Origin of the sequence: Bacillus sp. Brlt_9, assembly GCF_051948935.1 — a bacterium.
Classification (GTDB): domain Bacteria; phylum Bacillota; class Bacilli; order Bacillales; family Bacillaceae_G; genus Bacillus_A.
Genome location: NZ_JAYJLO010000002.1, coordinates 1104055 through 1124686, shown reverse-complemented (window position 1 = coordinate 1124686; position 20632 = coordinate 1104055). Strand labels below are relative to the sequence as shown.

Annotated in this window: 19 protein-coding genes; 5 read left to right on the top strand and 14 right to left on the bottom strand. The window is 36.6% G+C overall.

Going from position 1 to position 20632, the window contains the following annotated elements; all coding sequences use genetic code 11:
- A partial coding sequence (locus VF726_RS12100) for a Gly-Xaa-Xaa repeat protein (protein WP_440168272.1) occupies window positions 1-1701 on the top strand: 1701 nt, incomplete at its 5' end.
- An 80-nt stretch (window positions 1702-1781) separates the two neighbouring features.
- Here VF726_RS12100 and hfq read toward each other — a convergent pair.
- A complete protein-coding gene (gene hfq / locus VF726_RS12095) occupies window positions 1782-2006 on the bottom strand; it encodes an RNA chaperone Hfq (protein ID WP_000813896.1) in 225 nt (74 codons plus the stop codon).
- A gap of 21 nt (window positions 2007-2027) precedes the next feature.
- Entirely contained in the window at window positions 2028-2981 is a 954-nt protein-coding gene (gene miaA / locus VF726_RS12090) for a tRNA (adenosine(37)-N6)-dimethylallyltransferase MiaA (RefSeq protein ID WP_440168268.1), read from the bottom strand.
- A 183-nt stretch (window positions 2982-3164) separates the two neighbouring features.
- Between miaA and VF726_RS12085 the strand changes: the two genes are divergently transcribed.
- Window positions 3165-3410 carry a hypothetical protein gene (locus VF726_RS12085; protein WP_440168266.1) on the top strand — a complete coding sequence of 82 codons (246 nt, stop codon included), beginning with the start codon at window positions 3165-3167 and terminating at the stop codon, window positions 3408-3410.
- A gap of 62 nt (window positions 3411-3472) precedes the next feature.
- On the opposite strand, the gene entD is transcribed toward VF726_RS12085, so the two are convergent.
- The 8 genes from entD to gabP form a co-directional block, all read right to left on the bottom strand.
- Window positions 3473-4405: a cell wall-binding protein EntD gene (gene entD, locus VF726_RS12080; protein WP_440168264.1), complete on the bottom strand. Its 933-nt coding sequence runs from the start codon at window positions 4403-4405 to the stop codon at window positions 3473-3475.
- A 348-nt stretch (window positions 4406-4753) separates the two neighbouring features.
- Window positions 4754-6613, bottom strand: coding sequence for a PTS fructose transporter subunit IIABC (locus VF726_RS12075; protein WP_061401447.1), 1860 nt, complete (start codon window positions 6611-6613; stop codon window positions 4754-4756).
- A 14-nt stretch (window positions 6614-6627) separates the two neighbouring features.
- The gene (gene pfkB / locus VF726_RS12070; RefSeq protein ID WP_017561546.1) at window positions 6628-7539 is read right to left on the bottom strand and encodes a 1-phosphofructokinase; all 912 of its coding nucleotides are present in this window, start codon (window positions 7537-7539) and stop codon (window positions 6628-6630) included.
- Complete coding sequence (locus VF726_RS12065) at window positions 7536-8288, bottom strand: DeoR/GlpR family DNA-binding transcription regulator (RefSeq protein ID WP_440168261.1); 753 nt, start codon at window positions 8286-8288, stop codon at window positions 7536-7538. The genes pfkB and VF726_RS12065 overlap by 4 nt, the downstream gene beginning before the upstream one ends.
- 159 nt (window positions 8289-8447) lie before the next feature.
- On the bottom strand, window positions 8448-9611 hold the full coding sequence (locus VF726_RS12060; protein WP_440168259.1) for an iron-containing alcohol dehydrogenase: 1164 nt from the start codon (window positions 9609-9611) through the stop codon (window positions 8448-8450).
- Between the two features lie 116 nt (window positions 9612-9727).
- Window positions 9728-10270, bottom strand: a complete 543-nt coding sequence (locus VF726_RS12055; protein ID WP_440168257.1) for a DUF420 domain-containing protein — start codon at window positions 10268-10270, stop codon at window positions 9728-9730.
- 318 nt (window positions 10271-10588) lie between these two features.
- On the bottom strand, window positions 10589-10927 hold the full coding sequence (locus VF726_RS12050) for a hypothetical protein (protein ID WP_440168255.1): 339 nt from the start codon (window positions 10925-10927) through the stop codon (window positions 10589-10591).
- A 134-nt stretch (window positions 10928-11061) separates the two neighbouring features.
- Window positions 11062-12456 (bottom strand): GABA permease, encoded by a 1395-nt coding sequence (gene gabP / locus VF726_RS12045; protein WP_440168253.1) that lies wholly within the window; start codon window positions 12454-12456, stop codon window positions 11062-11064.
- Window positions 12457-12726: 270 nt separating this feature from the next.
- On the opposite strand from gabP, the gene VF726_RS12040 reads away from it, so the two are divergent.
- Entirely contained in the window at window positions 12727-13809 is a 1083-nt protein-coding gene (locus tag VF726_RS12040; protein WP_440168251.1) for a chitinase, read from the top strand.
- Window positions 13810-13861: 52 nt separating this feature from the next.
- Here VF726_RS12040 and VF726_RS12035 read toward each other — a convergent pair whose 3' ends face one another.
- Window positions 13862-15073: a M20 family metallopeptidase gene (locus VF726_RS12035; RefSeq protein ID WP_440168249.1), complete on the bottom strand. Its 1212-nt coding sequence runs from the start codon at window positions 15071-15073 to the stop codon at window positions 13862-13864.
- 113 nt (window positions 15074-15186) lie between these two features.
- A complete protein-coding gene (locus VF726_RS12030; protein ID WP_440168247.1) occupies window positions 15187-16080 on the bottom strand; it encodes a metallophosphoesterase in 894 nt (297 codons plus the stop codon).
- A gap of 195 nt (window positions 16081-16275) precedes the next feature.
- Here VF726_RS12030 and VF726_RS12025 point away from each other — a divergent pair, with 195 nt between their 5' ends.
- Window positions 16276-17091 (top strand): formate/nitrite transporter family protein, encoded by an 816-nt coding sequence (locus VF726_RS12025; protein ID WP_440168245.1) that lies wholly within the window; start codon window positions 16276-16278, stop codon window positions 17089-17091.
- 141 nt (window positions 17092-17232) lie between these two features.
- On the top strand, window positions 17233-17505 hold the full coding sequence (locus tag VF726_RS12020) for an HU family DNA-binding protein (protein ID WP_001043904.1): 273 nt from the start codon (window positions 17233-17235) through the stop codon (window positions 17503-17505).
- A gap of 20 nt (window positions 17506-17525) precedes the next feature.
- Here the strand turns inward: VF726_RS12020 and VF726_RS12015 are convergent, their stop codons facing one another.
- Window positions 17526-18005: a GNAT family N-acetyltransferase gene (locus VF726_RS12015; RefSeq protein WP_440168241.1), complete on the bottom strand. Its 480-nt coding sequence runs from the start codon at window positions 18003-18005 to the stop codon at window positions 17526-17528.
- Between the two features lie 156 nt (window positions 18006-18161).
- Window positions 18162-20582 carry a heavy metal translocating P-type ATPase gene (locus VF726_RS12010; RefSeq protein WP_440168239.1) on the bottom strand — a complete coding sequence of 807 codons (2421 nt, stop codon included), beginning with the start codon at window positions 20580-20582 and terminating at the stop codon, window positions 18162-18164.
- Between the last annotated feature and the right edge of the window lie 50 nt (window positions 20583-20632).

Here is a 20632-nt window from a genome sequence, read left to right as displayed (position 1 = left end):
ACTGGTGCTACCGGCGCTACTGGGCCTCAAGGTATTCAAGGGCCTGCAGGTGCTACTGGTGCCACTGGTCCTCAAGGTAACACGGGTGCTACTGGACCTCAGGGTGTTCAAGGTAACACAGGCGCTACTGGGCCTCAAGGTGTTCAAGGTAACACAGGCGCTACCGGTGCTACTGGACCTCAAGGTAACACGGGTGCTACTGGACCTCAGGGCATTCAAGGACCTCAAGGTAACACGGGTGCTACTGGTGCTACCGGCGCTACTGGGCCTCAAGGTGTTCAAGGTAACACAGGTGCTACTGGTGCCACTGGGCCTCAAGGTATTCAAGGGCCTGCAGGTGCTACTGGTGCCACTGGGCCTCAAGGTAACACGGGTGCTACTGGACCTCAGGGTGTTCAAGGTAACACAGGCGCTACTGGACCTCAGGGCATTCAAGGACCTCAAGGTAACACGGGCGCTACTGGGCCTCAAGGTGTTCAAGGTAACACAGGCGCTACCGGTGCTACTGGACCTCAAGGTGCTCAAGGTAACACGGGTGCTACTGGACCTCAAGGTGTTCAAGGTAACACAGGCGCTACCGGTGCTACTGGACCTCAAGGTGCTCAAGGTAACACGGGTGCTACTGGACCTCAGGGCATTCAAGGACCTCAAGGTAACACGGGCGCTACTGGCATAGGAGTTACCGGACCTACCGGACCTTCTGGCGGGCCTACTGGACCTACTGGACCTCAGGGACCTCAGGGCGTTCAAGGTAACACGGGTGCTACTGGGCCTCAAGGTGCTCAAGGTAACACGGGTGCTACCGGATCTCAAGGTAACACAGGCGCTACTGGGCCTCAAGGTGTTCAAGGTAACACAGGTGCTACCGGACCTCAAGGTAACACAGGCGCTACTGGGCCTCAAGGTGTTCAAGGTAACACAGGTGCTACTGGTGCCACTGGTCCTCAAGGTGCTCAAGGACCTGCGGGCGCTACCGGCGCTACTGGTCCTCAAGGTGCTCAAGGTAACACAGGTGCTACTGGTGCCACTGGTCCTCAAGGTGCTCAAGGACCTGCGGGCGCTACCGGCGCTACTGGTCCTCAAGGTGCTCAAGGTAACACAGGTGCTACTGGGCCTCAAGGTGTTCAAGGTAACACAGGTGCTACTGGGCCTCAAGGTATTCAAGGGCCTGCAGGTGCTACTGGTGCCACTGGTCCTCAAGGTATTCAAGGACCAACAGGTGCTACCGGTGCTACTGGTATAGGAGTTACTGGGCCTACCGGACCTTCTGGTGGACCGACTGGACCTACCGGGCCTACTGGACCTAGCTTCCCTGTAGCAACAATTGTTGTTACAAACAACATTCAACAAACAGTACTCCAATTTAACAACTTCATTTTTAATACTGCAATTAACGTAAACAACATTATCTTCAATGGCACAGATACAGTTACAGTTATCAACGGTGGTATTTATGTCATTAGCGTATCTATTTCTACAACTGCGCCAGGATGCGCTCCTCTTGGAGTAGGCATTTCAATTAATGGAGCAGCCGCAACTGATAACTTCTCTTCAAATTTAATAGGCGACTCACTTTCATTTACTACAATCGAAACGTTAAGAGCTGGTGCAAACATTTCAGTCCAATCTACTCTTAACGAGATTACGATCCCTGCAACAGGAAACACTAACATTCGCCTTACTGTATTTAGAATTGCTTAAATTTCACTATGTATTGTTTATGACAAATAAAAAAAGAGCGAGAAAACTCGCTCTTTTTTGTTATGTACAATAATTCATTACTACTCTAATTCAATTGAAACATTTTTTTGTGGTACAAATGTAGAAATTGCATGTTTATAAATAAGCTGTTGCTTACCTTCTGTTTCCAGTAGGACTGTAAAATTATCAAATCCTTTAATTAATCCACGAAGCTGGAAACCATTTAATAAGTACAGCGTAACAAACGTATTCTCTTTACGGAGTTGATTTAAAAACTGATCTTGAATATTGATTGATTGCTTCATGTCGAATCCTCCTCTTTTTCTCTACTTACTATTATTCGACTTTAGTTGTAGCTTTCCTTCTATGTATCGTAAAATTTCTGACGTTTTTTCACCGTCTGTAACATCAAACCATGTGACATCCATCTTATTACGGAACCACGTTAATTGACGCTTTGCATAACGACGTGAATTAGTCTTTAATTGTGATACCGCTTCTTCTAAAGAGACACGATCCTTAAAATAATCATATACCTCTTTATATCCAATCGCTTGAATAGATTGACAATCTCGTATCCCTCTATTATACAAGCCTTCTACTTCTTCTAATAAACCTTGTTCCATCATTATATCAACTCGTAAGTTAATGCGATCGTATAGCATTTCTCGATCCATTGTCAAGCCAATCAAGGAAACATCGTATAATAACTCATTTTCTTGTTTTTCAAGCTGATCACTCATTTTTTCACCCGTCGTGTGAAAAATTTCTAAAGCTCTAATGACACGGCGGACATTATTTGCATGAATACGCTCAGCGCTTTCTGGGTCTACTTCTTGTAATTTTTTATGTACGTATTCCACACCATGTTCTACTGCTAACTTTTCCATCTGTTCTCGGTATGTAGTATCACCAGCATCATCCGTAAACTGATAATCGAATAAAACAGATTGTATATACAGACCCGTTCCACCAACGATAATTGGCAATTTACCACGTTCTGTAATTTCTCGAATATGCTTACGAACACGCTCTTGAAATTCGGCAACAGAAAATGATTCTTCCGGATTTTTTATATCGACCATATAATGTGGAATTCCGTCCATCTCTGCTTTCGTTACCTTTGCAGTTCCAATATCCATCGTACGATAAATCTGCATGGAATCTCCACTTATTATTTCACCATTCAATGCTTTGGCAAGATCAATACTTAACTTCGTCTTCCCAACAGCAGTTGGTCCAATGATGACAGCAACTTTTTCACGTTGCACTTCTCCCATATCATTCAACTCTCTTTATGTGATGTACTCCATCTATTGATTATATCCAATCTTACCAATTTTAACGACATGATTGCAAGTTCTTTCATTCCGGTACATGAAATTATAAACAAAAAAAAGAACATAGTTTGTCCAATTCCACATATACATGAGTAAAAATACGTTTGAAAGGATGAGTTGACTATGGAACAATCTTCCATCAATTTTTCATCATTAACAAAAGACCTCATTTTAGCTACTGCTACAAAAGAACAAAATTGTTCACAAGAAGAATTATACTTCGCCTTAAATTGTTTGCTACGTTCTTTTCATTCTACTCTCCAAGAAACTACATTACATCCAGAAAATCAAAATATAGAGTATATACAAAATCAGTTTTGCAGTGCATATAAAATTATTACAGGTAAAACGATTTATCCTTTTCAATAATTCATAAAAGGCGGTTGCTTACACACTTTCAAGCAACCGCCTTTTATATTAATATATATACACTACTCTATAACTTTCACTTTTACAGATTTGCGTCCCCAGCTATTAGCACTACCATCTGAACCTACTAGAACATCAATACGATTTCCTTTAATCGCACCACCAGTATCTCCAGCAATCGCTTCTCCGTATCCTTCTACCCATACTTTTGATCCAAGTGGAATTACTTTAGGATCAACAGCAATTACTTTCATATTTGGATTTGCTGTTAAATCATGCCCCATTGCAGTTAATACACGACCACCATACGTACCATTCTCACTTGGATGCGCTGTATACGCTGTCGCTTCTACTGTTATTTCACGTCCACCAGCAGGTGCACTTGTTTTAGTAGATTTCGCAACTTGTTTCGTAGTTGACTGCTGTTTTACCACAGGTTTATTTGATTCTACATTCTTAACAGACTCTTTGTTCTTAACCACTTTATTATTCTTAATCGGCGTATTTACTCTTACTGGCGCTTCTTCTTGCGTTACAACTTCTTTCTTTTCAATTACAGGTGCCGTTCCTGTTAAAAATGGAACGTGAACATATCCTGTTTTTCCATTGTAGTCAAATTGTAACCATTCATTTTGAACTTGATTTGTCGTTTCAATTACATCATCTTTATTTAGTTTACCAAGAATTTCAGAATTAGTATTCGCTCCAGCACGAACATTTAACACGCCCGCCGTCACATAATATGTACTTTTTGTAAATTCAGCACTTACAAACGCTTCTTGACCATTTAATTTAATTTTTGTCCATCCATTTTCTGTATTTACAACATCTAATTTATTTCCACTTAACATTTTACCTACAAGCTTAGACTCTACAGTTGGGTTTTCTCTAACATTTAATACGTCTGTTGTTACAATCGTTTCTGCTTTCGCAGAACCCGCAAAAATCCCAAGACCAAAAACTGCTGCTGTTGCTATACCTAATAATTTTTTCATGAATAGCCTCCATTTGCTTTGTTTTCGTATTTTCATTATAGCAACGGATTTTTAAGATTTTTAGAAAACACACAATTACAAACCATTCGTAATATACGATTAATGAGCTGTAACATAAATTTCCATATAAATGAATTACATTTCCAATAGAATTCCCAATAGTTTTCATATATTTTCCACATACAAGCACCAGAACTTTTTTCCAGAAAAAATTACAGTATTACTTTTTTGTTACAAAAAAATCATATTTCATTACATCTTTTACCAAAATTCATCATTCTCCAATTATTAACCTCCTTTTTTGTAATAAAAGGGAGCAGCTAATAAAAGCTACTCCCTTTACACGTATTATTTAACTTTCTTTTTCCAAATCCCCATCATAAGAGCAGAAACAACTGCCCCTATCAATATCGAGAAAATATATAACACTGGTTTATTTACTAATGCGATAACAAACAATCCACCATGCGGTGCTGGTAATGTAATTTGGAATAACATTGATAATGCACCTGCAATACTTGAACCGACAACACAACTGACAATTACTCGAACCGGATCTGCAGCTGCAAATGGAATCGCGCCTTCTGTAATAAACGATGCTCCCATAATATAATTTGTTAAACCAGATTTACGTTCTGCTTCAGTAAATTTTGATTTAAAGAAAGTAGTTGCGAATGCAATCGCTAATGGCGGTACCATACCACCAGCCATAACTGCTGAGTGAACCCCAAAGTTCTGTGCTTCTATTGCAGCAATACCAAATGTAAATGCAGCTTTATTAATTGGACCACCCATATCAATTGCCATCATACCACCTAATATAAGACCTAGTAATATAGCATTTGTACCGTTCAAACCATTTAACCATCCTGTTAACATTTCATTCAATGCTACTACAGGCGGAATTACTACTTTTTGCATAACAACTCCTGTAATCAACAATCCAAAGACCGGATATAACAATACAGGTTTAATTCCTTCTAATTGTACTGGTAATCCTGAAAATAATCTTTTCAACCCTAAAACAACATACCCAGCTAAGAAACCAGCTATTAATCCACCTAAAAATCCAGCATTCGCATGTGCTGCTAAAAATCCACCGACAACACCAGGCATGAAACCAGGACGATCAGCAATAGAACTCGCAATAAATCCAGCTAAAATTGGTACGAGGAATAAAAACGCCCCTGTTCCCCCTCCACCAATAGACATTAACAACTCAGCCAATGGCCCTTCTGCTTTTATACCACCAACCCAAAATGCTAATGCAATTAAAATCCCTCCACCAACAACGAATGGAAGCATATTACTTACACCGCTCATTAAATGCTTATAAATCCCTAATCCTTTTTCTTTCTCTGTACTTTCTGTCTTTCCATCTTCTTTTATTCCTTTAAAGATTGGTGCATCCTGTTTTACAGCACGATTAAGAAGTTTTTCAGTTTTTCTAATCCCGTCAGCGACTGGCACTTGAATGACATGTTTACCAGCAAAACGATTCATTTCTACTTGTTTATCTGCCGCAACAATTATAGCTGTTGCGCGTTCAATATCCTCTTTCGTTAAACCGTTTTTTATACCTGTTGATCCATTCGTTTCAACTTTAATTGCAATTCCTAGCTCTGCTGCTTTTGCTTTCAAGCTATCCGCAGCCATATATGTGTGAGCGATTCCAGTTGGACAAGCTGTAACAGCTAATACGTATGGTTCATTCCCTTCTGGTTGTGCAACTTCTACCTCTTCTTCTTCTTTTTCATTTTCTTTTTCATCAAATAGACGAAGAAGTTCCTCTTCATCCTTTGCTTCTAACAATTGCTTACGAAATCCTTCATCCATTAATAGTGTAGATAAGCGTGATAACGTTTCTAAATGCGTATTATTCGCCCCTTCACTCGCAGCAATCATAAAGAATAAATGCGCAGGCTGTCCGTCAAGCGATTCATAGTTGATACCGCTTACACTTCTACCAAAACAAATCGCTGGTTGCTTAACAGCTTTTGTTTTCGCATGAGGTATAGCAATCCCTTCACCAATGCCAGTTGTACTTTGTGACTCCCGCTTTAAAATAGCTTCTTTAAATTCAGCTTTACTATTTAAACGATTTGCCCCGTTTAATTTCTCAACTAATTCATCTATGACAGCTTCTTTATTTGAAGCTGTCAAATTCATAATAACTGTATCCCTTTTTAATAGTTCTGTAATTTTCATATGTTGCTTCCCCCCTATCGCTTAGTTACAATTACTTGCGACAATAATTCTTCTACTTTTTCCTTTTCACATAAATCAGCTGAAAATGCTGTTGCACTCCCCGTTGCAACGCCATATTGAAATGCCTTTTCAATATCTTTTGTCTGTTCATATTTACCTACAAATCCTGCAACGAGAGAATCTCCAGCCCCAACTGAATTAATTACAACACCTTTTGGAACGGTTGCTTCATATATACCTTCTGCCGTAAACAATAAAGCTCCATCTCCGGCCATTGATACGATAACGTGCTCTACACCTTGTTCAATTAATTTTCTTCCATACGGTAAAATATCTTCTGCTGTTGAAATTTCTACTCCAAATAACTCACCAAGTTCATGATGATTTGGTTTTATTAAAAATGGTTTATTTTTAACTACATGATGCAGCGCACTACCACTTGCATCTACTACTACACGAATACCTTTTTCCGCTCCAAACGCTGCGATTGATTCATAAAAAGTAGTGGGGATAGACGCCGGTACACTTCCAGCTAATACAATACAATCTCCTTGCTTCATACTTTCAATTTGATTCATTAATTGTTCAAATTGTTCATTTGTCACACTAGGCCCTTGCCCATTTAATTCTGTTTCTTCTTGCCCTTTTATTTTCACATTAATTCGAGTATCTTCATTTACTTGGATAAAGTTTGTTATTACCCCTTCCGTCTGTAATACATCTTTAATAAATCGACCGGTAAATCCACCAGTAAATCCAAGCGCTACATTTTCAACACCTAAGCGATGAAGAACACGAGAAACATTAATCCCTTTCCCTCCAGGAAACTTCATATCTTTCTCTGCTCGATTTACTGCGCCTAAATCTAAGGAATTAACTTGTACTACATAATCAATAGATGGGTTTAAAGTTACTGTATAGATCATTGTTTATCAGCCTCAATTACATTGGTTTGTCTTTTATATTTTTCTAAATCAATTTCTAAATGGTTTGTAATAATATTTGCCTCTTCAATATTGGCAATTTTTGCAAACGCAACTTCCGAAAACTTACTTTCATCAATTAAGAAATATCCTTCATTTGCTAATGTTAATGCCATTTGCTTTAAAAGCGCCTCTTCCGGATCTGGAGTTGTAAAACCAAGTTGTTCATGTACACCATTCGCCCCTAAAAAACATTTATCAAAACGATATTTCTGCATACTTTCCTGTGCCATTGCGCCAATTAAAGCTTTCGTCCTACTCTTCATCATCCCGCCTAGTAAATATGCACGAATATTATTTTCAACTAAAGCTTCAATATGCATAAGTCCATTCGTAACGACTGTAACATCTTTATTTATTAAAAATGGAATCATTTCAAATGTTGTACTTCCTGCATCTAAATAAATACAATCACCTTGTTCAACTATGTTAGCCGCATACTTCGCAATTTGTTGTTTTATTTGAATGTTTTTGGATGATTTTTCAACCATCGTTGGCTCCTGTCCTTTTCCTGTTAAAACAGCGGCACCACCGTGAACTCTTTTTAATAACCTTTGCTTTTCCAATTGTGCTAAATCACGACGAATTGTTGATTCAGAGCTTTCTGTTCTTTCTACTAATTGTTGTAACTTAACAACCTTCTGCTCTTTTACAAGTTGTAATATCATTTGATGACGTTCAGGAGTTAACATTTTATTCACCTCTTCTTTGATTACAGTATAATGAAAACGATCACAAAAATCAACCACAAACATTCACAAATAATCAAAACCAGCCAAAAACAGTTATAGAAAACAAAAAAAGAAACCCATTTGATATAACAATCAAATGGGTTTCTTTTCTCGATTCGCTTATAAAGAAGCTTTATATATGCTTAAAACATCATCTTTATTTAATTTTTTAAAGTTACCAAATTCACCATAAGCCATCGCTTTATCCGCCATTAAATCAATTTCATTTTCTCCAATAGCGTAATCAGATAATGTTACTGGTGCCTCAATTGAAGTCCAAAATTGACGTAACGCCTCAATTCCTTCTAACGCAACTTCTCGATCAGTCTTTCCATCTGTTTCTACATCGAAGACGCGAATAGCAAACTGTTTAAAACGACTTACATTTTCATCTACAACATGCTTCATCCAGTTCGGGAATAGAATAGCTAAGCCGCCTCCATGCGGTATATCATGAACCGCAGAAACTGCGTGCTCAATATTGTGAGTTGCCCAGTCTCCTTTTACTCCCATCGCTAAAATGCCGTTTAGCGCCATAGTACCGCAATATAAAATAGTTTCTCTATGCTCATAACTTTCTAAATCACTTAAAAGCTTAGGAGCGGTTTCAATTACTGTTTTTAAAACAGACTCACAATAACGATCTTGTAATTCTGTATTTGTTCCATGATGGAAATATTGCTCTAATACGTGCGACATAATATCTACCATACCGTAAATTGTTTGATCACTCGGCACAGACGCAGTATGAACGGGATCTAAAATTGAAAATTGTGAAAAAGTAACTGGACTACCCCAGCCATATTTTTCATTCGTTTCCCAGTTTGTAATAACAGAGCCAGCATTCATTTCAGATCCTGTTGCCGCAAGCGTAAGCACCGTACCAAACGGTAATGCCTCACTAGCAAATGCTTTTTTCGTTACAATATCCCATACATCTCCATCGTACTTACTACCAGCAGCAATTGCCTTCGTACAGTCGATTACACTTCCTCCACCAACTGCTAAAATAAATTCAACACCATTCTCTTTACAAATTTGAATTCCTTTCTTTACAGTTGATACACGTGGATTCGGTTCAACACCTGTCAATTCAAATACTTCTGCATTTATATCTTTTAAAATAGAAAGTACATTATCATAAATACCATTTCGTTTAATGCTGCCTCCCCCATATACGAGAAGAACTTTTTTACCGAACTGTGGAATTTCAGTTTTTAACTGTTCTAATTGACCTTTACCGAAAATAAGTTTCGTTGGATTACGAAATACAAAATTTTGCATATCCCTTTACCATCCCTTCTATATGAAAAGCAACTATACTTTTGTATAACATATTTTTTTCATTTCACAAAAATATTTGCCTAACAAAAAAATCCCAGCCTACAGGCTGAGATTTTTTATTGGTAATAAGGTGAGATCATTAAATAAACAATAACACCAGACAAACTTACATATAACCAAATCGGCATCGTCCAACGTACAATTTTACGATGACGTGTTAATTGATTTGTAAAACCAAATACAAGTGCAAACAATGCAAGTGGTACAATAATTGCTGCCAGGATAATATGTGTAATTAAAATGATGAAATACACATATTTAATGAATCCTTCTCCGCCAAAATGTGTTGCCGGCGCCAAGTAATGATACGATAAATAAGAAACACAAAATAGCAACGTTGTTGTAAATGCTGCCAGGATGAAACCACGGTGCATTTTCACATTCTTCTTAATAATAGAGTATAAAGCTGCTAATAAGAATACGAACGTAAAGCTATTAAAAATTGCGTTTAACATTGGTAAAATTTTCACATCAAAATGTACTTCTCCTTCATAGCCAACAGGTCCAAAGAACAAAAATAAAATAATCGCATTTACAATTACAGAAAGCGTTATCACAATAGGAGCATAGCTTTTCTGATTTGTTGATTGATCCACCAAAATGGTCACTCCCTCTTCCTTCAAATATGTATACGTAACCTCACTATTTTAACATACTATTCACAGTGTAAATGTGACAATAGTTTGACACAGTAAGACAGTGCAAAGAAAAAAATCCTTCTTAATAAAACTTCTTAAGAAGGATTTTATCGCTTTATTATTTAAATAGCAATGTAATTAGTTTTTGTTGAAAAACGTATTGCTATATGCTTGAAAAATTTCAGACACTTGATATCCCATTAATGAAATTGCTGTTAATGAAAAGAAACCAATCATAAGAAATCGAAACCACATATAAATCTCCTCCTTGTATTTAGCTTAAAAAACATTCGCTATATTACAAGTTGAGTGGCACTCTTCATCGTCACTTTCCTTTTTCTTTACAATTGCTGTAATAAATCGAATCATAAAGAAAGCTACAAAAGGAAATTGTTCGTAATTTACCTTGGCATAGTTCAGCAACGGCTCGCGCTGCACATCGAACGAGGATGAGAAGGAATAGAACATACCTTGCTCTTCCATATATACAATTACAATTTTCATACAAAACATTATTCCTAGAAACGAAACAATATCTTGCCATTCTGTCGTATATAACAGGTTATACAGCTCTAATACGTACTCTTCCATCGTCATCCCCCCTTCCTTTTTTACCATTTTGCTCGCCTTCGTATAAAAAGTCAAGAAAAAAGTTTATATTCACTATGACAATAGTAATTACTCTTTTCTTTACTTATATATGAATCTTTTCTACCAATGATTGGATGTAGCATTTCTTAGAAAACAAGAAATTAGAATCGAACAGATTCCTCATTCTTATTTTTAGTATTCAACACTGTACTATTTTTATTTCTATTAAAAATAAAATAAGAAATTATTATAAGAACAGTAACAAGCATCGTCAAAAGTGCCTGTGAACGTAAAGATTCGATTGCAAGCATGGCAACTAAAACTGCTATAATAGCGGCAATTGTAACATACGTTACATACGGGAAAAGCCACATTTTCACTTTCAAATTTTGTTGTTCTACTTTCCCCATTTTTTTACGCATCTTTAAATGTGAAAGCGCTATAACGAGATAAACGAGTAACGCAATCCCGCCAGATGCATTCACTAAAAATAAAAAGACTTTATCTGGAGATATGTAACTAAAAACAACTCCAATATAAGCAAAGAACGTTCCAAATAATACTGCCCGAACTGGAACACCACTACTGTTCAATTTCAAAAATGCCTTTGGAGCATCTCCTCTTTCTGCCATCGAAAAAAGCATTCTTGAATTCGTATATAAACCCGAATTTAAACATGAAAGTACGGCTGTTAAAACGATAAAATTCATAATTTGTGCTGCCGCTGGTATCCCTATATGTTCCAGTACCGCCACAAACGGACTTTTTAGTATGTTCGCCGAATTCCATGGAAGAAGTGTAACAACTACAGCGATCGATCCAATGAAAAATACGAGAATACGCCAAATTACACTATTTGTTGCTGTTTTGACTGCCTTTACAGGTTCGGCAGATTCACCAGCAGCTACTGCAACAATCTCTGATCCCATAAATGAAAATATAACGACGGTAATTCCAAGTAGCACCGAACTTATACCATTTGGCATAAATCCTCCTTGCCCTACTAAATTCGAAGTGCCGGGTGCTTCCGTTCCTGGTACAAACCCTAAAATAACAGCGAGTCCAAGACAGAGGAACAAAACAATACTTATTACTTTAATAAATGAAAACCAATATTCAAATTCTCCAAATGATTTCACTGAAAAAACATTCGTCAACGTTAATAAAATGGTTAATATTAAGCTTAATAACCAGAGTGGGATTTCTGGAATCCAGTATTGAATAATACCAGCACCTGCTGTAGCTTCTATTGCAATAACAATTACCCAGAAAAACCAATATAGCCACCCAATTGTATAACCTGCCCATGGACCAATTGCTTCTCTTGCATATGTTGCAAATGAACCACTTGTCGGATTAATAGCTGCCATTTCTCCTAGCATTCTCATAACGAAAATAACTAGAAGTCCTGCTAATGCATATGAAACGATAGAACCCGGTCCGGCTGAATGCACAACGGCACCACTTCCAACAAACAAACCAGCTCCTATTACACCGCCAATTGAGATCATTGTAATATGGCGTATTTTGAGGTCTTTCTTAAGATTTTTATCCAACTCTTGTACATCCCCTTCCAAACATAATTTTGAAATTTATGTAAGAGTATTATGCGAAAAACCTTGTCCTACACTTTAAAATATATCAAAATATTCTGAATTTAACAATCATAATGCAAGCTTCTAATGAAATTATTACATTAGGTTTAATATTTTTCCATATACAATTGTTGAGAAAATTATAGTCACCTTACAATAGAACGAATTTTCAGATATCATTGAAAAAACAAGATTATACATCTAGACAACTTTTTGTATAGGAGTGTTGATATGTTAAACAAGTTCAAATTCATTTGTTGTACTTTAGTAATTTTCTTACTGCTACCACTAGTGCCCTTTCAAGCACAAGCAGCAAACAATTTAGGATCAAAATTACTCGTTGGATACTGGCATAACTTTGATAACGGTACTGGCATTATTAAATTAAAAGACGTTTCACCAAAATGGGATGTAATCAATGTATCTTTCGGTGAAACTGGTGGTGATCGTTCCACTGTTGAGTTTTCTCCTGTGTATGGTACGGATGCAGAATTCAAATCAGATATTGCTTATTTAAAAACTAAAGGAAAGAAAGTAGTTCTTTCAATAGGTGGACAAAATGGCGTCGTTTTACTTCCTGATAATGCAGCTAAGCAACGTTTTATTAATTCCATACAATCTCTAATTGATAAATACGGTTTTGATGGAATAGATATTGACCTTGAATCAGGAATTTACTTAAACGGAAATGACACTAATTTCAAAAACCCAACGACTCCTCAAATCGTAAATCTTATTTCAGCTATTCGGACAATCTCAGATCATTATGGTCCAAATTTTCTATTAAGCATGGCTCCTGAAACAGCTTATGTTCAAGGTGGTTATAGTGCATACGGAAGCATCTGGGGTGCATATTTACCGATTATTTACGGAGTGAAAGACAAACTAACATACATTCACGTTCAACACTACAACGCTGGTAGCGGGATTGGAATGGATGGTAATAACTACAATCAAGGTACCGCAGATTACGAGGTCGCTATGGCAGATATGCTCTTACATGGTTTTCCTGTAGGTGGTAATGCAAATAATATTTTCCCAGCTCTTCGTTCTGATCAAGTCATGATTGGACTTCCTGCAGCACCAGCGGCCGCTCCAAGTGGTGGATATATTTCGCCAACTGAAATGAAAAAAGCTTTAGATTATATCATTAAAGGAATTCCTTTCGGAGGAAAGTATAAGCTTTCAAATCAGAGTAGCTACCCTGCATTCCGCGGCCTAATGTCTTGGTCTATTAATTGGGATGCAAAAAACAACTTTGAATTCTCTAATAACTATAGAACATATTTTGATGCGATTCCCTTGCAAAAATAATAAAAAACAACAATAGGTCATATGACCTATTGTTGTTTTTTATTTATATAAATCACTTTTTCATTTCTACATGATGAAGAGATTCTTTTCCATCTGTTTCATAACTATTTACAAGACTTAAAAGTAATTTACCACCAATTAACATCGCTCGTTCATCAAAATCAAATTGGGGATGATGATGTGGATATGTTGCTCCTATTTCTTCATTACCCGCACCTGTGAAGAAAAATGTTCCTGGAACATGCTCTAAGTAGTATGCGAAATCTTCTCCCCCCATAATGGGTGGTACTTCAATGACTCTTTCTCTTCCAAGGTCACGTTTCACGATTTCTATAAAATGACTCGTTTCATCTGCATGATTTATTAATATTGGATAACCTCGTTTATATTGAATAGTAACTTTAGCATGAAGAGACTGACAAATCCCTTCAACAACTCGTTTAAATTCATTCTCCATATATTCTCTCACTTCAGGATCTAGCGTTCGAATGGTTCCTGTAAACGTAGCAGTATCCGCAATGATATTATCCGCCTGACCAGCATGGAATGTACCAACTGTTAATACCGCAGATTGAAGCGGATCTATTTTTCGACTCACTAAAAGTTGTAACTGATTTATTACTTGTGTTGCAACGATAATAGCATCAACAGTATGATGGGGCATACCACCGTGACCGCCTCGCCCTTGAATCTTTACTTCAAAAGTATCAGCTGCCGCCATCATTACTCCAGCTTTCGCTCCAACTATTCCTAAAGGCATTTGAGAAGATATATGTGTTCCAAACACAACATCTACACCTTCTAAACAACCATCCTCAATCATAGCAATTGCTCCGCCAGGGTCTTTCTCTTCTGCATGTTGATGTATAAGAACTATTTTTCCAGAAAGCTGGTCTCTATGGTCACTTAATATTTTTGCAACGCCTAAAAGTGTTGCTGTATGTCCATCATGGCCACAAGCGTGCATTACGCCGGGAACCTTTGATTTATATGAAACTTGCTTTTCATCTTGAATAGGTAGTGCATCAAAATCAGCACGTAGCGCTATCGTCTTCCCAGGTTTTCCACCTTCAATTACACCGATTATCCCTCTTCCGCCAACATCTGTTGTCACATTAATATGAAAGCTGTTTAAGATTTCAGCTATTTTTTTCGGTGTTTCTATTTCTTGAAACGATAGCTCAGGGTATTGATGAAAATCTCTTCGCCACAAAACCATTTGGTTATATAAACTTTCCAATTCTTTATGCCATGTTTCTATCATAGAAATGCCCCTTTCTTTTTTTAACACTTTAATTAAAAGTTACATAATATTCTGTGTTTAATCAATGAAAAAGAGCACTTTCTTTGAAAGCCCTCCTACTAATCTAAAGTATTCTAGTTACTATTTTGCTTCAATACAAATACTGAAAGTTCAGGTACACTCCAAAATCTAACAGGCATTCGTGTTGTCCCAATACCACGATTTACGTATAAATGTAACGGCTTATTCTTCCCTTCTAATTCATACATACCTTCCACATAGCTATCCGCTAATTTTGTAGTAATTAATGGACCTATAAAAGGAATTTGAACTTGTCCTCCGTGACTATGTCCTGACAATTGAAAATCAACTGGGTAACGAGCTACTTTGTCTACAACATCCGGCTCATGTACTAAGAGCATATTGAAATCTTGTTGCCTCACTTGTTTTAAAGTCGAGTCTATTTGTGGCTTCCCCAATAAAAAATCATCCAAACCTGATATTGTAATATAATTTCCGTTTTCCACTTTAATTTTCTGCACTTCATTTACTAACACAGAGAAACCAGCTTCCTCCATATACTTTTTATAAAATAAACTACCTCCCCCGCCCCTATCATGATTCCCAAACACTGCATATTTCCCTAAGGGTGCATATATTTTCTGTAAAATACCTTTCGCTTCTTCTCTTTCCGCCTTATACGATCCAAACTTATCTATTAAATCCCCTGTAAAAACTACTACATCCGGATGTAACGCATTCATCTTCTCCACCAAATTTTCTAGTTGTTTTAGTGTAAATTCTGGGCCTAAATGCACATCCGAGAATTGTAATATCTTCTTATTATTAAATTCTTTAGGAATTGTAGAAGCTTCTATTTCATTCCACGTAACAGTTACTAGTTTTCGTTCTATTTCTGTCGCATAGAAATACAAACTTATTGAAATCATTACTATACTTATGAAACTAATTATAAATATCTTGAAGATTGATTTTTTTTGTTCTTTTTTTACATGATGCGTATTCATGTTCTCACCTCTAGAAATACTTTAAAGCTTTATTGTGACATTAATGTGACAACATGAACGATGTTAGTTATATCCAATTTTACCCTACGTAATTTGACAAATTTATACAGAAGTCATAACATATTTTTATAATACATAGATTCTTAAAAATGTTCCATCGATTCATTTCAGCATTTTATTAAGGAGAGATTATTCATGTCTGTATTTACACCAGAAGAAATTACAGAACTTGCTGCTAATTCCGGAAGAAAAAAAGCTCATTTATCATTACTCCCTATGCTAATTCTCGGCTTTTTTGGTGGTGCTTTCATAGCATTAGGGTATTTACTCGATATTCACGTTATTGGAACAATACCAAAGTCTTGGGGATCATTTGCTAGTTTCCTAGGTGCCGCTGTATTCCCTATCGGCCTTATACTCGTTATTCTTGCAGGTGGTGAATTAGTAACTGGCAATATGATGACTGTTTCAATGGCGTGGCTTCACAAGAAAATCGAATTATTTCACCTCATTCGAAATTTAGTAATTGTTACGTTTAGCAACTTCATAGGTGCTATATTCGTTGCTTATTTTTTCGGTCATATCGTCGGATTAACAGAAGGCGCTTTTTTAGCGAAAACAGTTGCTATTGCGCAAGCTAAACTACAAGATACACCAATGCAAGCCTTCATTTCTGCTATCGGATGTAATTGGCTCGTTTGTTTAGCTGTTTGGCTTAGTATGGGAAGTAAAGAATTTATCGGAAAGATTGTCGGCATTTGGTTCCCAGTTATGACTTTTGTTGCGATTGGCTTCCAACACGTTGTAGCCAATATGTTTGTCATCCCAGCTGCAATTTTTGCTGGTCATTTAACTTGGATTGAATACTTTCCAAACTTCATTTTCGTTTTCTTCGGAAACTTGGTAGGAGGTATGTTCTTTGTAGCATTACCTTATTTCATATCTTATAATAAGAAACTACCTTCCAATAAAGAGCAAACCGAATTAAAGAAAAAATCTGTATCCGCTTAAATGAACCGTCTATACAGTGTATCTAAAAAATATTACAAATTTCATTTTTTTTACGAATATATGTGCGTACACTTGTTCTCGAATGTTTTATACGTTATAATAACAACTTAAATAGCATTATTTACATATGAGGTGAAAAACATGAACAAAACAGAATTAATCAAAAACGTAGCACAAAATGCTGAGATTTCTCAAAAAGAAGCTACTGTAGTTGTACAAACTGTAGTAGAATCAATCACTAACACTTTAGCTGCTGGTGAAAAAGTACAACTTATCGGATTCGGTACATTCGAAGTACGCGAAAGAGCTGCTCGTACAGGCCGTAACCCACAAACTGGTGAAGAAATGCAAATCGCAGCTTCTAAAGTACCTGCTTTCAAAGCTGGTAAAGAACTTAAAGAAGCTGTAAAATAATGAAAAAATAGCCTTCTCGTTTATGAGAGGGCTATTTTTTTCATTACATAATTAATAAAAATCTGACCGTTATGCTGTTTCTTTTGTTCCTTTATGCAAATAAAGCCTTTACTTTCAAAGAAAGGTTTTGCCGTAATACTCGCTTCTGTATATATCTCCCTATACCCCAAGTTCACTGCTTCTTTTTCTAACTTCTGTAGTATGTAGGAAGTTATCCTTTTCCCTTGATAATCTTTATGCGTAAATAAGCGATCTACGTAATGATCCTCATTATAATCTCCAAATCCGACTATCACACCGTTATGATCCGCTACATAACTAATATTCTTTTCTAAAGACTTTAACCAGCTTTCTCTATCTAGTCGATCTGGTGCCCATGCCTGTAGCTGTAACTTATTATAATCTTTTGCATTAACCGTATGAACTGTTTCATAGAACAATTGTAATACTTGATTTAAATCTTCTTTCCGAAATGTTCTAATTATAATATCTTTTAACATATATAAGTCTCCTTACCAAACTACCTCTTAACTTTTCTACTACATACGATTCAATAATTCTTCTTTATTATATCGTTTTAATTTCTATACGAACAAAAAACAATACTTATTCAAAGTATTGTTTTTTAATTCTATTCAATTACTTAGTGTAACTTTTTAAGATTTTAATTTAACTCTTTGTAATCGTAATGCATTTAATACAACGGATACAGAACTAAATGCCATCGCGGCTCCAGCAACCCAAGGTGCTAAGAAACCAAACGCTGCAATCGGGATGCCTAAGCCGTTATAAGCTAATGCCCAGAATAAATTTTGCTTAATATTTCTTATCGTCATCTTACTCATAAAGATTGCATCAGCAATACTATTTAAATCGCCACGGATTAACGTAATATCTGCCGCTTCCATCGCTACATCCGTTCCTGTTCCAATTGCCATACCGATATCCGCCGTAGCAAGAGCAGGAGCATCATTTATGCCATCTCCAACCATTGCTACTTTCTTACCTTGCGCTTGAAGTTTTTTCACTTCTTCTGCTTTTCCTTCTGGTAATACTTCTGCAATTACGTGATCAATACCAACTTGCTTAGCGATTGCCTGAGCAGTTTGTGTATTATCTCCTGTAATCATAACAACATCTAGACCCATTTTCTTAAGCCTTGCGATAGCTGCTTTTGAAGTATCTTTTACAGTATCTGCAACAGCCACTATACCAGCATATTCTTTATTAATCGCAATAAGCATTGCTGTTTTGCCTTCTCGTTCTAACTCTTCCATTGATTTAGAAACTTCTTCAATATCAATATTGAATTTCTTCATTAATCGGCGTGTACCAATTAATAATTGTTTTCCTTCTACGACTGATTCAATACCAAATCCAGGAATCGCTTCAAACGTTTCTGAACTTGGGATATCAATTTTCTTTTCTTTAATTCCTTCTACAATCGCTTCTGCAAGTGGGTGTTCAGAATTCTTTTCTGCCGCACCTACTAAACGTAGTATTTCTTCTTCACGGAATCCATCTGCTACAATTACATCAGTTAACACTGGCTTCCCATTTGTCACAGTACCTGTTTTATCTAAAATAACTGTATCTAATCGATGCGTTGCTTCTAAATGCTCCCCGCCTTTAAATAAAATACCATACTCAGCCGATCTTCCTGATCCAGCCATAATAGATGTAGGTGTTGCAAGACCTAATGCACATGGACATGCGATAACAAGTACTGCTATCATCTTCTCAAGTGCTCCTCCAAAATCACCAGGTGTAACAAATACCATCCACACAACAAATGTAATAATCGCAATTCCAACTACAACTGGTACGAAAATGCCAGAAATTTGATCAGCTACCCTTTGAATAGGCGCTTTTGATCCTTGAGCCTCTTCTACTACTTTAATAATTTGAGCTAATGCAGTATCTCTACCTACCTTAGTTGCCTTAACTTTTAAAAATCCATTTTTATTCATTGTAGAACCGATAACTATATCTCCAATTGTTTTATCAACTGGAATACTTTCACCAGTTAGCATCGATTCATCAATCGCTGATTTCCCTTCTACAATCTCTCCATCTACCGGAATTTTTTCACCTGGTTTTACATAAACGATATCACCAGCTACCACTTCTTCGATTAAAATTTTTATTTCCGTTCCATCTCGTACAACAGTAGCTGTCTTTGCTTGTAAACCCATCAACTTTTTAATTGCTTCTGATGAACGTCCCTTTGCTTTTGCTTCAAATAATTTACCTAAAATAATTAGTGTAATAAGTACCGCGCTCGTTTCAAAATATAAATCTGTCATATGTTCCGAAGAACCGATAGATTGAATGCTTAAATATACACTATAGAAATAGGCGGCCGATGTTCCAAGTGCCACAAGAACATCCATGTTAGCACTTTTATTACGTAACGCTTTATAAGCCCCAACATAAAACTGTCCACCAATGATAAACTGAACTGGAGTTGCAAGAGCTAGCTGCACCCAAGGGTTCATAAGCATATCAGGTAAATAAATAAACGATGTAAATGAGAAGTGGCTTACCATTGCCCACAGTAACGGGAATGATAAAATAAACGAAATGATAAACTTCTTCTTTTGTCGCTCAATTTCTTGTAAGCGATGATCCGTTGATCCATCTTGCTCATCTGATTTCACTTCCAATTTATATCCTAATTTCGTAATTGCACTCTTCATTTCATTTACATTAATTTCATCAGGATTAAAATCTACTGTAGCCGATTCCAAAGCGAAATTTACTGTCGCCTCGTTCACACCTTCTAACTTATTTAAACGCTTTTCTACTCTATTGGCACATGCTGCGCATGTCATTCCTGAAACAGTAAATTCAGCTTTATCACTTACAATTCCATATCCTAACGATTCAACTTTTTCTTTAAACTGTTGCGGATTTGTTTTTTGGGGATTATACATTATTTTGGTTTTTTCAAGTGCAAAGTTTACATTCGCATCATGAACACCTTCTACTTTTTTTAGGCCTTTTTCAATTCTATTTGCACATGCTGCACATGTCATTCCTGATATTTGAAGATTGGCCTCTTTTTTTTCATTCATGTCTCTCACCTCTATATACCCTTATGAGGTATAATTATTAGCAAAATAAA

Coding starts and splice junctions, on each gene's coding strand:
- VF726_RS12030 (WP_440168247.1), bottom strand. CDS start 16,080: ATGAATACGCATCATGTAAAAAAAGAACAAAAAAAATCAATCTTCAAG.
- VF726_RS12035 (WP_440168249.1), bottom strand. CDS start 15,073: ATGATAGAAACATGGCATAAAGAATTGGAAAGTTTATATAACCAAATG.
- VF726_RS12060 (WP_440168259.1), bottom strand. CDS start 9,611: ATGCAAAATTTTGTATTTCGTAATCCAACGAAACTTATTTTCGGTAAA.
- VF726_RS12085 (WP_440168266.1), top strand. CDS start 3,165: ATGGAACAATCTTCCATCAATTTTTCATCATTAACAAAAGACCTCATT.
- VF726_RS12065 (WP_440168261.1), bottom strand. CDS start 8,288: ATGTTAACTCCTGAACGTCATCAAATGATATTACAACTTGTAAAAGAG.
- VF726_RS12025 (WP_440168245.1), top strand. CDS start 16,276: ATGTCTGTATTTACACCAGAAGAAATTACAGAACTTGCTGCTAATTCC.
- entD (WP_440168264.1), bottom strand. CDS start 4,405: ATGAAAAAATTATTAGGTATAGCAACAGCAGCAGTTTTTGGTCTTGGG.
- VF726_RS12040 (WP_440168251.1), top strand. CDS start 12,727: ATGTTAAACAAGTTCAAATTCATTTGTTGTACTTTAGTAATTTTCTTA.
- VF726_RS12010 (WP_440168239.1), bottom strand. CDS start 20,582: ATGAATGAAAAAAAAGAGGCCAATCTTCAAATATCAGGAATGACATGT.
- miaA (WP_440168268.1), bottom strand. CDS start 2,981: ATGGGAGAAGTGCAACGTGAAAAAGTTGCTGTCATCATTGGACCAACT.
- hfq (WP_000813896.1), bottom strand. CDS start 2,006: ATGAAGCAATCAATCAATATTCAAGATCAGTTTTTAAATCAACTCCGT.
- pfkB (WP_017561546.1), bottom strand. CDS start 7,539: ATGATCTATACAGTAACTTTAAACCCATCTATTGATTATGTAGTACAA.
- VF726_RS12020 (WP_001043904.1), top strand. CDS start 17,233: ATGAACAAAACAGAATTAATCAAAAACGTAGCACAAAATGCTGAGATT.
- VF726_RS12050 (WP_440168255.1), bottom strand. CDS start 10,927: ATGGTAAAAAAGGAAGGGGGGATGACGATGGAAGAGTACGTATTAGAG.
- VF726_RS12075 (WP_061401447.1), bottom strand. CDS start 6,613: ATGAAAATTACAGAACTATTAAAAAGGGATACAGTTATTATGAATTTG.
- VF726_RS12015 (WP_440168241.1), bottom strand. CDS start 18,005: ATGTTAAAAGATATTATAATTAGAACATTTCGGAAAGAAGATTTAAAT.